At 69.9% G+C, this 15,548-nt stretch carries 14 protein-coding genes and 1 tRNA gene; 6 read left to right on the top strand and 9 right to left on the bottom strand.

Annotated elements, in window-relative coordinates; all coding sequences use genetic code 11:
- The first annotated feature begins 24 nt into the window (after positions 1-24).
- Both ppgS and AC5Y7V_RS18680 read left to right on the top strand, forming a co-directional pair.
- A complete protein-coding gene (ppgS, locus tag AC5Y7V_RS18685; protein WP_499881522.1) occupies positions 25-726 on the top strand; it encodes a polyprenyl-phospho-N-acetylgalactosaminyl synthase PpgS in 702 nt (233 codons plus the stop codon).
- The gene (locus tag AC5Y7V_RS18680) at positions 723-1,064 is read left to right on the top strand and encodes a DUF2304 domain-containing protein (RefSeq protein ID WP_499881521.1); all 342 of its coding nucleotides are present in this window, start codon (positions 723-725) and stop codon (positions 1,062-1,064) included. The genes ppgS and AC5Y7V_RS18680 overlap by 4 nt, the downstream gene beginning before the upstream one ends.
- On the opposite strand, the gene AC5Y7V_RS18675 is transcribed toward AC5Y7V_RS18680, so the two are convergent.
- On the bottom strand, positions 1,061-2,005 hold the full coding sequence (locus tag AC5Y7V_RS18675) for an NAD-dependent epimerase/dehydratase family protein (protein ID WP_499881520.1): 945 nt from the start codon (positions 2,003-2,005) through the stop codon (positions 1,061-1,063). The two genes, AC5Y7V_RS18680 and AC5Y7V_RS18675, sit on opposite strands and share 4 nt — an antisense overlap.
- Here AC5Y7V_RS18675 and AC5Y7V_RS18670 point away from each other — a divergent pair.
- On the top strand, positions 1,971-3,788 hold the full coding sequence (locus tag AC5Y7V_RS18670) for a hypothetical protein (protein ID WP_499881519.1): 1,818 nt from the start codon (positions 1,971-1,973) through the stop codon (positions 3,786-3,788). The two genes, AC5Y7V_RS18675 and AC5Y7V_RS18670, sit on opposite strands and share 35 nt — an antisense overlap.
- A 75-nt stretch (positions 3,789-3,863) precedes the next feature.
- On the opposite strand, the gene AC5Y7V_RS18665 is transcribed toward AC5Y7V_RS18670, so the two are convergent.
- Both AC5Y7V_RS18665 and AC5Y7V_RS18660 read right to left on the bottom strand, forming a co-directional pair.
- Positions 3,864-3,939: transfer RNA gene (locus tag AC5Y7V_RS18665), tRNA-Thr, on the bottom strand.
- Positions 3,940-4,000: 61 nt separating this feature from the next.
- On the bottom strand, positions 4,001-5,209 hold the full coding sequence (locus AC5Y7V_RS18660) for a DNA polymerase III subunit delta' (protein WP_499881518.1): 1,209 nt from the start codon (positions 5,207-5,209) through the stop codon (positions 4,001-4,003).
- A 107-nt stretch (positions 5,210-5,316) separates the two neighbouring features.
- Here AC5Y7V_RS18660 and AC5Y7V_RS18655 point away from each other — a divergent pair, with 107 nt between their 5' ends.
- Positions 5,317-6,969 carry an adenylate/guanylate cyclase domain-containing protein gene (locus AC5Y7V_RS18655; RefSeq protein WP_499881517.1) on the top strand — a complete coding sequence of 551 codons (1,653 nt, stop codon included), beginning with the start codon at positions 5,317-5,319 and terminating at the stop codon, positions 6,967-6,969.
- Here the strand turns inward: AC5Y7V_RS18655 and topA are convergent.
- The 3 genes from topA to cspA form a co-directional block, all read right to left on the bottom strand.
- Positions 6,966-9,767, bottom strand: coding sequence for a type I DNA topoisomerase (gene topA / locus AC5Y7V_RS18650; RefSeq protein WP_499881516.1), 2,802 nt, complete (start codon positions 9,765-9,767; stop codon positions 6,966-6,968). The genes AC5Y7V_RS18655 and topA overlap by 4 nt on opposite strands.
- 193 nt (positions 9,768-9,960) lie before the next feature.
- Positions 9,961-10,554: a hypothetical protein gene (locus AC5Y7V_RS18645; protein WP_499881515.1), complete on the bottom strand. Its 594-nt coding sequence runs from the start codon at positions 10,552-10,554 to the stop codon at positions 9,961-9,963.
- A 124-nt stretch (positions 10,555-10,678) separates the two neighbouring features.
- The gene (gene cspA / locus AC5Y7V_RS18640) at positions 10,679-10,882 is read right to left on the bottom strand and encodes a cold shock protein CspA (RefSeq protein ID WP_007166602.1); all 204 of its coding nucleotides are present in this window, start codon (positions 10,880-10,882) and stop codon (positions 10,679-10,681) included.
- Between the two features lie 258 nt (positions 10,883-11,140).
- Between cspA and AC5Y7V_RS18635 the strand changes: the two genes are divergently transcribed.
- Together AC5Y7V_RS18635 and AC5Y7V_RS18630 are read left to right on the top strand one after the other, a co-directional pair.
- Entirely contained in the window at positions 11,141-13,456 is a 2,316-nt protein-coding gene (locus AC5Y7V_RS18635; protein ID WP_499881514.1) for a DEAD/DEAH box helicase, read from the top strand.
- 226 nt (positions 13,457-13,682) lie between these two features.
- Complete coding sequence (locus AC5Y7V_RS18630; RefSeq protein WP_499881513.1) at positions 13,683-14,705, top strand: PAS domain-containing protein; 1,023 nt, start codon at positions 13,683-13,685, stop codon at positions 14,703-14,705.
- Here AC5Y7V_RS18630 and AC5Y7V_RS18625 read toward each other — a convergent pair.
- From AC5Y7V_RS18625 to AC5Y7V_RS18615, 3 genes are read right to left on the bottom strand one after another with little or no spacing between them, the layout of a single operon-like run.
- Positions 14,702-14,989, bottom strand: coding sequence for an Rv3654c family TadE-like protein (locus tag AC5Y7V_RS18625; protein ID WP_499881512.1), 288 nt, complete (start codon positions 14,987-14,989; stop codon positions 14,702-14,704). The genes AC5Y7V_RS18630 and AC5Y7V_RS18625 overlap by 4 nt on opposite strands.
- A gap of 31 nt (positions 14,990-15,020) precedes the next feature.
- On the bottom strand, positions 15,021-15,311 hold the full coding sequence (locus AC5Y7V_RS18620; RefSeq protein WP_499881782.1) for a TadE family type IV pilus minor pilin: 291 nt from the start codon (positions 15,309-15,311) through the stop codon (positions 15,021-15,023).
- A 35-nt stretch (positions 15,312-15,346) separates the two neighbouring features.
- Entirely contained in the window at positions 15,347-15,547 is a 201-nt protein-coding gene (locus AC5Y7V_RS18615; protein ID WP_499881511.1) for a DUF4244 domain-containing protein, read from the bottom strand.
- Position 15,548 lies beyond the last annotated feature (1 nt).

The raw sequence follows: 15,548 nt of genomic DNA, 5'->3' as shown, positions 1-15,548 counted from the left end.
TCCTGGCTAACCTGGTGGGCATAAATGGGCACTGAACCGCGCTACCCGGACGTCTGGATCGTCATTCCCGCCTTCAACGAAGCCGAGGTCATCGGCGACGTGATAGCCGACGTGCGCTCGACGTTCGACCACGTCGTCTGCGTGGACGACGGCAGCACCGACGGCACCGGCGAGATCGCCCGGCGGGCCGGGGCGCACCTGGTGCGCCATCCGGTCAACCTGGGCCAGGGCGCGGCCATCCAGACCGGCGTCGAGTACGCCCGCGGGCGGCCCGGTGCTCAGGTCTTCGTCACGTTCGACGCCGACGGCCAGCACCGCGTCAAAGACGTGACCGCGATGATCGACCGGCTGGCGGTGGGCGACGTCGACGTCGTCATCGGGACCCGGTTCGGCTCGCACGAGGGCAGCCGGCCACCGCTTTTCAAGCGGATCGTGCTGCAGACCGCCGCGCGGCTGAGCCGGCGCGGTCGCCGACTTGGCTTGACCGACACCAACAATGGGCTGCGGGTGTTCAACAAGAACGTCGCCGACGGGCTGGACATCACCATGAGCGGCATGAGCCACGCCAACGAGTTCGTCATGCTGATCGCCGAAAACCATTGGCGCGTGGCCGAACAACCGGTCGAGGTGCTCTACACCGAATACTCGAAGTCGAAGGGGCAGCCCCTGCTCAACGGCGTCAACATCATCTTCGACGGGTTTCTGCGAGGGAGGATTCCGCGATGAACTGGATCCAGGTGCTTTTGATCGGGGCGATCGTCGCGCTGCTGGTGTACCTGTTGCGGTCCCGCAGGAGCTCGCGGTCCAAGGCGTGGGTCAAGGTCGGCTACGTGCTGTTCGTGTTCGGCGGCATCTACGCCGTGCTGCGGCCCGACGACACGACGGTGGTCGCGCACTGGTTCGGCGTGCGCCGCGGCACCGACCTGATGCTCTACGCGCTGATCATCGCGTTCAGCTTCACCACCCTGAGCACCTACATGCGGTTCAAGGACTTGGAGTTGCGCTACGCGCGGCTGGCCCGGGCGGTGGCGTTGGAGGGCGCGCAGGCGCCCGAACCGCGCTAGCCCTCGTGCGGCTTGCGGAAGTACTCGACCGTGCGGCGCACGCCCTCCTCGAGCTGAACCTTCGGGCGCCAGCCCAAAACCCGTTCGGCTAAACCGATGTCGAGGCACGAGCGCTTCAGGTCGCCCAGGCGGTCGGGGTGGAACTCCGGGTCGTCGGGCCCGCCGACGGCTGCGGCCACCGCCGAATGCAGTTGACGGTCCGAGGTTTCGATCCCGGTGCCGACGTTGAACCGCTGCCCGCCGCCCGCGTCCCCGGCGGCCTTCACGAACGCGTCGACCACGTCGTCGACGTAGACGTAGTCGCGGGTCTTGCTCCCGTCCCCGAAGACCTTGGTGGGCTTGCCCGCCAGCAACGCCTGGGCGAAGATCGCCACCACGCCCGCCTCGCCGTGCGGGTCCTGGCGGGGGCCGTACACGTTGGCGGGCGCGATGTGCGAGCAATCCAGGCCGTACAGGTTGCGGAAGGTGTTCAGGTAGATTTCGCCGGCCACCTTTCCGGCGGCATATGGCGACGATGGGTCGGTGGGCACCGTCTCGGGAGTCGGGTACACCGGCGGGGTCCCATAGATGGATCCGCCCGACGAGGTGTGCACGACCTTGCGCACGCCGGTCTGGCGCGCCGCCTCGGCCAGGCGGATGGTGCCGATGACGTTGACCGACGCGTCGAACTGGGGGTTGGCCACCGAGTGCCGCACGTCGATCTGTGCGGCCAGGTGAAAGACCACCTCCGGGCGGTGCTCGTCGAGGATCGCGTGCAGGTCGGCGGTCACGATGTCCGCCTCGACGAAGACGTGCGCCGGGTTGTCGACCAGGTGCTCGACGTTGGTCGCGCGCCCGGTGGCGAAATTGTCCAGGCCCACCACCGTGTGACCGTCGGCCAGTAGACGGTCGACTAGCGTCGACCCGATGAATCCGGCTCCCCCGGTGACCAGTGCGCGCACCGGCCCACCATACAAGCGGGGGGTCATGGCGGTGGCCGCCGCACTCGTCGTCGCGCAGCTGGCGGTCCGCGCGGTGCTGGCCTTCGGGGGCTACTTCTACTGGGACGACCTGATCCTCGTCGGCAAGGCCGGCACCCAGGGCCTGCTGTCGCCGTCCTACCTGTTCGACGACCACGACGGGCACCTGATGCCGGCCGCGTTCCTGCTCGCCGGCGCGATCACCCGGCTGGCGCCGCTGGACTGGACCGGCCCGGCGATCAGCCTCGTGGTGCTGCAGCTGCTGGCGTCGCTGGCGCTGTTGCGGGCGCTGTACGTCATCCTCGGCTGGCGGTGGGTGCTGCTGTTGCCGTTGACGTTCGCGCTGTTCACGCCGCTGGCCGTGCCGGGGTTCGCCTGGTGGGCGGCGGCGCTGAACTCGCTGCCGATGCTGGCGGCGCTGGCCTGGGTGTGCGCCGACGCGATCCTGCTGGTCCGCACCGGCAGCCAGCGCTACGCGCTGACCGGCGTGCTGGTCTACCTCGGCGGGCTGCTGTTCTTCGAGAAGGCCGCCGTGATTCCGTTCGTCGCCTTCGCGGTGGCCGCGCTGCTACGGCACGTGCGGGGCGACGGGTCCGCGCTGCGGACGGTGTGGCGGGCCGGGCTGCGGCTGTGGGTCGCGGCGCTGGCGCTGACCGCCGCGTGGGTGGCGCTGTATCTGGCCGTGGTCAACCAGAAACGGTGGAGCACCGACCTGGCGATGACGGGAGACCTGCTGTGGCGATCGATCACCCACGGCATCGTGCCGGGGCTGGCCGGCGGGCCGTGGCACTGGGACCGCTGGGCACCGGCCTCGCCGTGGGCGACTCCCCCGCCGGCGGCGATGGTGCTGGGCTGGCTGGTGCTGGCCGGCCTGATCGCGCTGTCGCTGTTGCGCAAGCAACGCATCGGGCCGGTGTGGCTGACCGCGGCCGGTTACACCGTCGCGTGCCAGGTGCCGATCTATTTGATGCGGTCGTCGCGATTCACCGCGCTGGAACTGGCCCAGACCATGCGGTATTTCCCGGATCTCGTCGTGGTGCTGGCGCTGCTGGCCGCCGTCGCGCTGTGCGCACCCAACCGGCCGGCCGCGGCGCGGTGGCTGGACGCCTCGCGCCGACGCACCGTGGTCACGACGGTTGTGGCGGTGGCGTTCGTGGCGAGCAGCCTGTATTCGACCTGGACGTTTCTCGCCAGCTGGCGCGACAACCCCGCGCAGCCCTACTTGCAGAACGCGCGCGCCGGTTTGGCTGCGGCGCATGCCGTTTCGGACGCACCGCTGCTGGATCAGGAGGTCGATCCGCTGGTGCTGCAACGGGTGGCCGCGCCCGAGAACCTGGCCAGCCACATGTTCGCCCTGCTGCGCGATCGTCCCGAATTCGCTTCGGCGACAACCCAATTGCGCATGCTCGACAGCTCGGGCCGGCTGATCAAGGCGCGGGTGACCTGGATTCGCACCATCGTCCCGGGACCGATGCCGCAGTGCGGATACTTCGCCCAGCCGGACAAGCCGGCGCGGCTGGCGCTCGACGGCCCGCTGCTGCCCGCCGATTGGACCGTCGAGCTCAATTACCTGGCCAACAGCGAGGGTTCGATGACGCTGTCACTGTCCGAGGGGCCCGATGTCAAAGTGCCGGTGCATCCGGGCCTGAACCGGGTCTTCGTTCGGCTGCCCGGCGCCGGGGACGCGATCACGGTGCGGGCCAACACCACCGCGCTGTCGTTGTGTCTGGCGTCGGGGCCGGTCGGGTTCGTCGCGCCGGCCTGACGCGGCCCGCCGAGCGTGCGGCCAGCCGCACGCTCGCGGTCGAACGTGCGGTCAGCCGCACGTTCGTCAGGAAAATGGAGCCACCTAGGAGAATCGAACTCCTGACCTGCTCATTACGAGTGAGCCGCTCTACCGACTGAGCTAAGGTGGCGTGCCCCGACGGGCGGCACGAGTCTACGGCAGGCGGCCCGGCCCGCCCAAGTCGCCGGAGGTCAATCCCGCAGTTCCTGGCCGAAGGTGGCGACCATCGCGTCGACCGCGAACTTGGGTTTGACGTTGACCGCCAGCGCCTCGCGGCACTCGAGCACTGCCTCGATGCAACGCAGCAGCTTCTCGGGCGAGGCGTGCGCGGCCAGGGCCGCCACCCGCTCGGCCATGTCCGGGTGGTTGGCCTGGACGCCGCCGGCGTTCGCCGACACCAGAAGCGCGTCGCGGAAGTACGTCGCGAGGTCGATCAGCGCCCGGTCCAGGGCATCGCGCGACGCCCGCGTCTGGCGCGACTTCTGGCGTCGCTCAAGGTCTTTGATCGCGCCGGTGGCACCCCGCATCGCGCCCGCGGTGCCCTTGCCCGTGCCGCCCGCACCGAGCGCCGTCCGCAGCTCCTCGGTCTCGGCCTCCGCCCGGTCCGCGGTCAGGACCACGGCCTCGGCCTCGGTGGCGGCCACCAGCTCCTCGGCTGCGGCGTAGGCGCGCGACGGGGTCGCGGCGTCGCGCACCAGACCCAGCGCCCGCTCCCGTCGCTCCCGCGCCTCGGAGTCGGTGGCCAGCCGGCGCGCCCGCCCCACGTGCCCGCCGCTGACCGACGCGGCCCAGTCGGCGGTATCCGCGTCCAGGCCGTCGCTGTCGACCAGGACCCGCGCGATCGCCTCGGTCGGCGGGGTCACCAGCGCGACGTGGCGGCACCGGGATCGCAGCGTGACCGCGATGTCCTCGGGGTCCACCGACGGCGCGCACAGCAGGAACACGGTCGACGGCGGGGGTTCCTCGACCACCTTCAGCAGCGCATTGGCGGCGCCCTCGGTCAGCCGGTCGGCGTCCTCGATGACCACGATCTGCCGGTGCCCGGTCGTCGGGCGGCGCGAAGCGATCTGCACGATGGCGCGCATCTCGTCGACGCCGATGGACAGGCCCTCGGGGATCACCCGCCGCACGTCGGCGTGGGTGCCGGCCATGGTCGTCGTGCAGGCCCGGCACTGCCCGCACCCCGGCTCCCCATCCGAAGTGCATTGCAGGGCGGCCGCGAAACACAGCGCGGCCACCGAACGGCCGGACCCCGGCGGGCCGGTGATCAGCCACGCATGTGTCATAGTCCCGTCGGCCGGATCGCTGTGAGCCGGATCACCGCGGGCCGCGCGGGCCGCGGAGAGCAGCGTGGTCACCACGGCCTCTTGGCCTACCAGCCGCGTAAACACCCCGGACATCACCGGCAACAGTAGTGACACCGGCGGACAGATACCGATCGGCCACCGTATCGCGACGCATCCGTTACATTCCGGCCCGTTTGGGCAGATATCGGCGACTTGCCGAGATGCTTATTGTTTTCCGCCAAGTCCGCCCTGCCCGATACGGTGGATTGGTGGCAACCGAGGCAGCACTGCCCGGGCGGATCAGCGCGTTCGCCCGGTGGGTGGTGCGCACCCCGTGGCCGCTGTTCGCGCTGAGCATGCTGCAGGCCGACATCATCGGCGGCCTTTTCGTGCTGGGCTTCCTGCGCTACGGCCTGCCGCCCCAGGACCGCATCCAGCTGCAGGACCTGCCGCCGGTCAGCCTGGCCGTCTTCATCAGCGTGGTGGTGTTCCTGTTCCTCGCGGGGATCGCGTTCAACCTGCGCCTGATGTTGCCGGTGTTCCGCTGGCAGCGCCGCGACAACCTGCTGGCCGAGGCCGATCCGGCCGCCACCGAAGTCGCCCGCAGCCGCGCGCTGCGCATGCCGTACTACCGAACGATCACCAGCTTGGCGAACTGGTGCATCGGCGGCGTGGTGTTCATCATCGCCAGCTGGTCGGTGGCCAAGTACACCGCGCCCGTCGTCGCGGTCGCCACGGCGCTGGGCGCCGCCGCGACGGCGATCATCGGCTACCTGCAGTCCGAGCGGGTGCTGCGGCCGGTCGCGGTCGCGGCGCTGCGCAGCGGCGTGCCGGAGAACGTCAAGGCGCCCGGCGTCATCCTGCGCCAGATGCTGAGCTGGATGCTGTCCACCGCGGTGCCGCTGCTGGCGATCGTGCTGGCGGTGGTGGCCGACAAGGCCTCGCTGCTGCACGCGACGCCCGAGAAGTTGTTCAACCCGATCCTGTTGCTGGCGTTGGCGGCTTTGGGCATCGGGCTGGTCAGCACCCTGTTGGTGGCCATGTCGATCGCCGACCCGCTGCGCCAGCTGCGCTGGGCGCTGTCGGAGGTGCAGCGCGGAAACTACAACGCGCACATGCAGATCTACGACGCCAGCGAGCTGGGCCTGCTGCAGGCCGGGTTCAACGACATGGTGCGCGACCTGTCCGAGCGGCAGCGGCTGCGCGACCTGTTCGGCCGTTACGTCGGCGAGGATGTGGCCCGTCGGGCGTTGGAGCGCGGCACCGAGTTGGGCGGCCAGGAGCGCGACGTCGCGGTGCTGTTCGTGGACCTGGTCGGCTCCACCCAGCTGGCCGCCACCCGGCCGCCCGCCGAGGTCGTCCACCTGCTCAACGAGTTCTTCCGGGTCGTGGTCGACACGGTCGGCAGGCACGGCGGGTTCGTCAACAAGTTTCAGGGCGACGCGGCGCTGGCCATCTTCGGGGCACCGATCGAACACCCCGACTCCTCCGGCGGCGCGCTCGCGGCCGCCCGCGAGCTGCACGACGAACTCCTCCCGGTGATCGGTTACGCGGAGTTCGGGATCGGGGTGTCGGCCGGCCGGGCCATCGCCGGCCACATCGGCGCGCAGGCCCGTTTCGAGTACACGGTGATCGGCGACCCGGTCAACGAGGCCGCGCGGCTCACCGAGCTGGCCAAGCTGGAGGCCGGGCACGTGCTGGCGTCGGCGATCGCGGTCAGCGGCGCGCTCGATGCCGAGGCGCTGTGCTGGGACGTCGGCGAGGTCGTCGAGTTGCGCGGGCGCGCGGCGCCGACGCAGCTGGCCCGGCCCGTCAAGCTGGCCACTCCGGAAGACGTTGTGGAAGAAGAGATCCCGAGCGACGTCCGCGGCTAGCGCTTGGTCGCCCGCCGCGCCGGCGCCTTGCGGGTGGATTTCTTCGCGGGCCGCTTGGCCGGGCCGCGGGCCCGCCGGTCGGCCAGCAGCTCGGCGGCGCGCTCGTCGGTGATCGACAGCACGTCGTCGCCCTTGCGCAGGCTGGCGTTGGTCTCGCCGTCGGTGACGTACGGCCCGAACCGGCCGTCCTTGATGACCATCGGCTTGCCCGACGCCGGGTCGGTGCCCAGCTCGCGCAGCGGCGGCGCCGAAGCGCTCTGCCGGCCACGGCGTTTGGGCTCGGCGTAGATCTTCAGCGCCTCTTCGAGCGTGATGTCGAAGATCTGGTCCTCGGTCGCCAGCGAACGAGAATCGTTGCCCCGCTTGAGGTATGGGCCGTAGCGCCCGTTCTGCGCGGTGATCGGCTCACCTGATTCGGGGTCGGTGCCGACCACCCGCGGCAGCGATAGCAGCTTCAGCGCGTCCTCGAGGGTGACCGTCTGCAGGTCCATGCTGCGCAGCAGCGAGCCCGTGCGAGGCTTGGGGCCGGTGGGCTTCTTGCCCTTCTTGGCCGGGGCCGCGTCGCCGTCCTCCGGCGGCGGCTCGGGCAGCACCTCGGTCACGTACGGCCCGTAACGGCCGTCCCTGGCGAGGATTTCGTGACCGGTCTCGGGGTCCACGCCGAGCGAACGGCCCTCCTGCGGCGTGGCGAAAAGCTCCTCGGCCACCTCCAGCGTCAGCTCGTCGGGGGTCAGCGAGTCGTTGAGGTTGGCCCGCTGCGGCGTGGGCTCGCCCTCCTCGTTGGTCACGATGCGTTCGAGGTACGGCCCGTTCTTGCCCACCCGGACATAGACGGGCCGGCCCTCAGCGTCGTCAAACACCTTGATGGAGTTGACTTCTCGCGCGTCGATGCCCTCGAGGTTGACGCCGACGAGCTTCTTCAGCCCGCCGGAGCGGGCGATCGACTCCGGCACCCCGTGGTCACCGCCGAAGTAGAAGTTGTTCAGCCAGGTGGTGCGTTGCTCGTTGCCCGACGCGATCGCGTCGAGCTCGTCTTCCATCGCCGCGGTGAACCCGTAGTCGACCAGCCGGCCGAAATGCTGTTCCAGCAGACCGGTGACCGCGAACGCGACCCACGAGGGCACCAGGGCGCTGCCCTTCTTGTACACGTAGCCGCGGTCCTGAATGGTCTTGATGATCGACGAGTAGGTCGACGGCCGGCCGATGCCCAGCTCCTCGAGCGCCTTGACCAGCGAGGCCTCGGTGTAGCGCGCCGGCGGGTTGGTGGCGTGTCCGTCGGGGGTGAGCTCGAGGGCCTCCAGCCGCTGCCCCTCGGTCAGGTGGGGCAGCCGGCGCTCGGCGTCGTCGGCCTCGCCGCCGGCCAGCTCGTCCACCGTTTCCACGTAGGCCTTGAGGAAGCCGGCGAACGTGATGGTGCGCCCGGTGGCGGAGAACGTCACTTGTCTTTCTCCGGCGGGCCCACCGGCCGTGCCGCCGATCCGCAGGCTCAGCGTGGTGCCGCGCGCGTCCGACATCTGCGAGGCCACGGTGCGCTGCCAGATCAGCTCGTAGAGCCGGAACTCGTCGCCGTCGAGCTCGCGACGCACCGCGTCGGGGGTCGCGAAGGTCTCCCCGGCTGGCCGGATCGCCTCGTGTGCCTCCTGGGCGTTCTTCACCTTGCGGGTGTACTGGCGCGGGGACGGCGAGACGTACTCCTCGCCGTAGAGCTGACGCGCCTGGTTGCGCGCCGCGTTGATCGCCGACTGCGACAGGGTCGTCGAGTCGGTGCGCATATAAGTGATGTAGCCGTTCTCGTAGAGGCGCTGCGCGATGCTCATCGTGCGCTCGGAGGAGAACCGCAGCTTGCGGCCGGCCTCCTGCTGCAGCGTCGACGTCATGAACGGCGCGTACGGGCGCCGGGTGTAGGGCTTCTCCTCCACCGACGCCACCGACAGCTGCGCGCCCCGCAATCCGGTGGCCAGCTCCGACGCGGCGGCCTCGTCCAGGATGACGACCTCGTCCGCCTTGCGCAGCTGACCCAGCGAGTCGAAATCGCGTCCGGTGGCGACGCGCAGGCCGTCCACGTTGGTGAGGCGCGCGGTGAAGGTGGGCGGCTGGGCCTGCGGATCGGAGACGCTGGCATCCAACTGGGCGACGATGTCCCAGTACGACGCGCTGCGGAACGCCATCCGGTCGCGCTCGCGCTGCACGATGATGCGGGTGGCCACCGACTGCACGCGGCCCGCCGACAGCTTGGGCGCGACCTTCTTCCACAGCACCGGGCTGACCTCGTAGCCGTACAGCCGGTCCAGGATGCGGCGCGTCTCCTGGGCGTCGACCAGATCGATGTCCAGGTCGCGGGGGTTTTCGGCGGCCTCCAGGATCGCCGGCTCGGTGATCTCGTGGAACACCATCCGCTTGACCGGGATGTTCGGCTTCAGGGTTTCCAGCAGGTGCCACGCGATGGCTTCGCCCTCGCGGTCACCATCCGTGGCCAGGTAGAGCTCGTCGACGTCCTTGAGCAGGCCCTTCAGCTCGCTGACGGTGTGCTTCTTCTCCGGGCTGATGATGTAGAGCGGCTCGAAGTCGGCGTCGACGTTGACTCCGAGCCTGGCCCACGGCTCGGACTTGAACTTGGCGGGCACGTCGGCCGCCGCGCGGGGCAGGTCGCGGATGTGGCCTCGGGAGGACTCGACGATGTAGCTGGAACCCAGGTAACCGGCCAGTTTGCGCGCCTTGGTGGGCGACTCGACGATGACGAGCCGCCTACGGATCCCATTTCCACCGCTGACGCGGTCCTCTAGCTTCGGGTCAGCCAACTGCGCTTACGCTCCATCCGTATATCCCGGCCCCTAGCGAGACCGCCCTGCAGGAAGGATGACAGGCCAGCGTCCGAAATTCCGGTGAAATCAGGTACGCGAGCGTTCCTTCGCTTCAGGGCATCTGACAATTTCGCACCCTCGGGCGGGCCTGCGCAAACCGGCTTTCCCAAAAACGGGTCCTAAAGCCCGGCTAGACCCGGGGCCACAGGGACAACGCCTCCGCGGCGTCCGGCGGTTCCCCCACGTTCTCTACCAGGCGCGACAGCCTGCGACGGCCGCTGATACGAAGCGCCGGACGGCCGCCGCGCGTCCCGATCAGGGTGGGCGCGATCCCGACGCGCATCAGCGCCGACGCCAGCGGGGAATGGGTGTCGGGCGCGTGCGGATCCAGGCCCAGCAGATAGTGGTCGCCCTCCGGGCTGCCGGCCGCCAGCGTCCACGCCCGCAGCTCTCGCGGCCCGGGCAGCCAGCGCGGGGGCACCGTCTTGACCGCGCCCCGGGTCCATTCGGCGGCGAGCGTGATCAACGCGGGGGTCACCGCCGTCCTCACCAAGGGGGTGTCCTCGTCGGTGCGGCCGATCTCGGGCGTCAGACCCGCCTCGCGAATCATGTCGGCCAGCGCCGCGGCCCGCCACGGCTGGTCCACGACCACCGAAAGGCGGGCACCCTGGCTTTCGGACGAAGCGCCGACCAGCACGATCTGGCCGGAGGACGCCAGCACCCCCGAGAGATCGGCGACCGCAGGCGGCACCGACTCCGCTGTGAAGAAGGAAAGCTGGCTCACGCCAACGACAGTAGGCCAGGTCGACCGTCCTCGCCTTCAGGCGCTCTAAACGGAAAGCGAAAACCCCCCGGCGAGTTCCGCTGAGCGGAGTTGCGCGGGGGGTTTCGTGGAGAAGCTGCTCGTCTCAGACGGAGCGGACTCCGGTGGCCTGGGGGCCCTTAGGGCTGTGGCCGATCTCGAACTCGACCTTCTGGTTTTCCTCGAGGGTGCGGAAGCCCGAACCCTGGATCTCCGTGTAGTGGACAAAAACATCTGCGGAACCGTCTTCGGGAGCGATGAACCCGAAGCCCTTCTCCGCGTTGAACCACTTCACAGTTCCCTGTGGCATCTCTCGATCTTTCCTTTTCTTATGGGTGCGGGGCACCGCCTTTCGATGCCCCGGGCCAGCTGCGACCGCCATACCTCGCGTAGTCGCCGGAACTTCACCCGACCGATAACCTCGCAGGAACCGCGGCCGCAACGTTGTTCCTGCGAAAGTTTTACACGAACACAGAAGCTGCGACCGCAATCAGTCAACCATGTTCATCGCGTCCGCGACAGACTTGCGTCTTAACGGATCCTTAGTCGGATGCTTGGAGGGTGTCACGTGGCGAGTTTCGGCGCCGACCTGCTGGCCGTCGCGCTCGCCGGAACCGCGGCGACCGAGCGCCCGCTGCGCCACGTCGCCGAGCTGCCCGCGCGCAGCGGCCAACCCCACGGCTGGCCGGAGTGGGCCGAGCCCGACGTCGTTCGCGCGTTCGCCGAGCGGGGCGTCGAAGCGCCCTGGTCACACCAGTTCCAGGCCGCGGAGTTGGCCCACGCCGGCCGCCACGTGGTGATCAGCACCGGCACCGCGTCGGGCAAGTCGTTGGCCTATCAGCTTCCCGTCCTCAACGCGTTGGCGACAGACCCGCGGGCCCGGGTGCTCTACCTGTCGCCGACGAAGGCGCTGGGCCACGACCAGTTGCGCACCGCGCACGCGCTGACGGCGGCCGTTCCCCGGCTGCGTGAGCCCGGTTTCGGGGTTGCACCCACCGCCTACGACGGCGACAGCCCGGCCGAGGTGCGGCGCTTCGCGCGCGAACGCTCGCGATGGCTGTTTTCCAACCCCGACATGATCCATCTGTCGATCCTGCGCAACCACGCCCGCTGGGCCGTCCTGTTGCGCGGCCTACGCTTCGTGATCGTCGACGAATGCCATTACTACCGTGGGGTTTTCGGCTCGAACGTGGCGATGGTCCTGCGCCGGCTAATGCGGCTGTGCGAGCGATACTCGTCGGCACCCACCGTCGTCTTCGCCAGCGCCACGACCGATTCGCCGGGCGCGACGGCCGCCGAGCTGATCGGCCGCCCGGTCGCGGAGGTCACCGAGGACGGCTCGCCGCAGGGCGCGCGGACGGTGGCGTTGTGGGAACCCGCGTTGCGGACCGATTTGACCGGCGAGAACGGTGCGCCGGTGCGCCGGTCCGCCGGCGCCGAGGCGGCGCGGGTGATGGCCGACCTGATCGCCGAGGGCGCGCAGACGCTGACGTTCGTCCGGTCGCGCCGCGCCGCCGAGCTGACCGCGCTGGGTGCGCGGGCGCGGCTCGAGGACGTCGCCCCGGACCTGTCGGCGAAGGTGGCGTCGTACCGGGCCGGTTATCTCGCCGAGGACCGCACCGCGCTGGAGCGCGCCCTGGCCGAGGGCCGGCTGCGCGGGCTGGCCACCACCAACGCGCTGGAGCTCGGCGTGGACATCGCCGGACTGGACGCGGTGGTGCTCGCCGGTTTCCCGGGGACGGTCGCGTCGTTCTGGCAGCAGGCCGGCCGGTCGGGCCGACGGGGCCAGGGTGCGCTGGTCGTGCTGATCGCCCGCGACGACCCGCTGGACACCTACCTGGTCCACCACCCGGCGGCGCTGCTGGACAAGCCGGTCGAGCGGGTCGTCATCGATCCCGCCAACCCGTACATTCTCGGACCCCAACTACTTTGTGCGGCAACCGAAATGCCGCTGGATGACATCGAGATCCGGGATTTCGGCGCCATCGAGGTGGCCCAGGGCCTGGTCGACGACGGGTTGCTGCGGCGCCGCAACGACAAGTACTTCCCGGCTGCCGGGATGCAACCGCACGGGGCGGTGGACATCCGCGGCTCGGCGGGCGGCCAGATCGTCATCGTCGAGTCGGACACCGGGCGACTCCTGGGCAGCGCAGGTGTCGATCGCGCCCCCGCCACGGTGCACCCCGGCGCGGTCTATCTGCACCAGGGCGAGACCTACGTCGTCGACTCCCTGGACACCGAGGACGGGATCGCGTTCGTGCACGCCGAGGATCCCGGGTATGCGACGTTCGCGCGCGAACTCACCGACATCGTCGTCACCGGCACCGGCGAGCGACTGACCTTCGGGCCCGTCACGCTGGGTTTGGTGCCCGTCCGCGTCACCCACCGGGTGGTGGGCTACCTGCGTCGCCGAATGTCCGGGGAGGTGATCGACTTCATCGAGCTGGACATGCCCGAGCACGTGCTGCCCACCACCGCGGCCATGTACACCATTGCGCCGGATTCATTGCTGTGCAACGGTATTGAGGCAACACGCGTTCCGGGTTCGCTGCACGCCGCCGAACACGCGGCCATCGGCCTGCTCCCCCTAGTGGCCAGCTGCGACCGAGGCGACATCGGCGGCCTGTCCACCGCGATCGGTCCCGACGGGCTGCCCACCGTCTTCGTCTACGACGGCTACCCGGGCGGGGCGGGATTCGCCGAGCGCGGATTCCGCCGCGCCCGCACCTGGTTGGGCGCGACGGCCGCGGCGATCGAGGCGTGCGAATGCCCGAATGGATGCCCGTCATGTGTGCAGTCCCCAAAATGCGGCAATGGCAACGATCCACTGGACAAGGCCGGCGCCGTACTTGTGCTGCGGCTGGTGCTCGCGGAATTGGGCTGAGTTGGGCAGCGACTTACGCCAAGCAATACCGGGACGGCGACCGACCCCTCAACGGTCGACCTCCACGAACGTGCGTCGTGATGGGCGCCATTCCTCACTGCTGAGGAAACTTCAACGTACCACCGCGCCGCGCCCCAAATGGGCGGAAATGCGATCCGTTCGCAATCCCGTCGGCGCCGGTCGAGCACCGGCATGGCCGGCCGTCGCGCCGCCGTAAAATGCGCCCATGGCCCACGACTGGCTGCTCGTGGAGACGTTGGGCGGCGAGCCCGCCGTCGTGGCGCAGGGTCGCCAACTCAAAAACCTCATCCCGATCACGACGTTCCTGCGCCGCAGCCCGCATCTCGCCGCCGTCCGGACCGCGATCGCCGAGTCGGTGCAGACCGGCCAGAGCCTGACCAGCATCACCACCAAGCGCGACCGCGTCATCCGCACCGAGCCGGTGGTGATGTCCGACGGCCAGATCCACGGCGTGCATGTCTGGACCGGGCCGGCCGACGCCGACCCGTCCGAGCGGCCCATCCCCGGCCCGCTGAAGTGGGACCTCACCCTCGGCGTGGCCACCGATACCCGGGAGTCGCTGATCAACAGCGGCAAGAATCCCGACGTCGAGGTGACTTTCGGCCGCGCCTTCGCCGAGGACCTCCCCTCGCGCGAGCTCAACCCGAACGAAACGAAGGTGCTCGCCATGGCCGTTCGGGCCAAGCCCGACCAAACCATCTGCAGCACATGGGACGTCGCCGATTGGCAGGGCAATCCCATTCGGATCGGCTTCGTCGCCCGCACCGCCGTGGAGCCCGGGCCGGACGGGCGCGACCACCTGATCGCCCGGGCGATGAACTGGCGCTCGATACTCAAGGGCCCGATGGTGTCCACGGACGATCTCGCGCAACGGATCCTCAACGGTCTGGCCCAGGCCGGAGTCCACCGGGCGCTCGTCGACCTGGATAGCTGGGCGCTGCTCAAATGGCTCGACGAGCCCTGCCCGTTCTACGACTGGCGCGGGACCAAAACGGACAGACCCAAGGTCCATCCGGACGACGAGCACCTAAGGGCCTCCATGACAAAGGAATTCGTAGAGGGCCCGACGAGCCGGGTGCTGCGCATGCGGGGCCACGACGACGACTGGGTGCCCGTGCACGTCACCGTCAACAGGGTGGAGCTCGAACCCGACACGTTCGCCGGACTGGTCGCGCTGCGATTGCCGACCGAGGCAGAAGTCGCCGCCGCGGGACTGGAATCGGACTAGGCCGGCCCCGCCCGCGCGGCAGCCCGCGCCACCCCGGCGAAGGCGACACGCACGTCGACGGTTACCACGACGTCGAGATCGTCCACCGCGCAACGCGCGTCGTCGACTCGCATCTCGCGTGCCACCACCGTGGCGCGGGCGCACGCCGCCTCGGCGCCGGAGGGAAGCCGGGCGGCCGCGGCCAGCGCGGCCAGGTCGGCCGCGGCCTGCGCGCGATGACGTGCCACCACCACCGAGCTGAGGTAGGCGCCCGCCCCGGTGACCGACAAGAGCACCGCCACCATAGCGGCGGCCAGTACCGTCGCCGAGCCGCGATCATCGGCCCGGCTCGGCCGCCGAGACCGCCCTCGCCCCAATGTCCAACGACGGCAACAGTTTCGAGTGTATGACCACGGTGGCCACGAGGAAATCGCCGTCCCGGCGCACCTGGACCCGCGACCCGAGCGGCGCGATCCGGCGCGCGGCGTCGAGCGCCGAACGTTCGTCGCCGCGGGCGGCCAGTCGGGCCGCCTCGCGCGCGGCGTCGACGCAGCGCACCTGCATCGACAACGCGGTGACCCCGGCCAGGCACAGCGCCAGCACGACCACCAGCGTGGCGATCGCCAGCGCCGCCTCAACGGTGCTCGCGCCCGCACAGCCCGCTAGACCTTGGTGTTGAGCGCGCGACCGATGATGTTGGTCAGCGCCGAGACGATCGAGTCGCCGGTGACCACGGTGTAGAGGATCGCGCCGAACGCGGCCGCGGCTATCGTGCCGATGGCGTATTCCACTGTGGACATGCCCGACTCGTCGGTCGCCAGCGCGGTCAGCCACGCCAGGAATGCGCGAAACCTGTTGATCATC

The sequence above is a fragment of the Mycobacterium sp. NGS34 genome (assembly GCF_059812845.1).
Note: the sequence above shows the minus strand (reverse complement) of the source record. Positions and strands in the feature narration are given on the sequence as shown.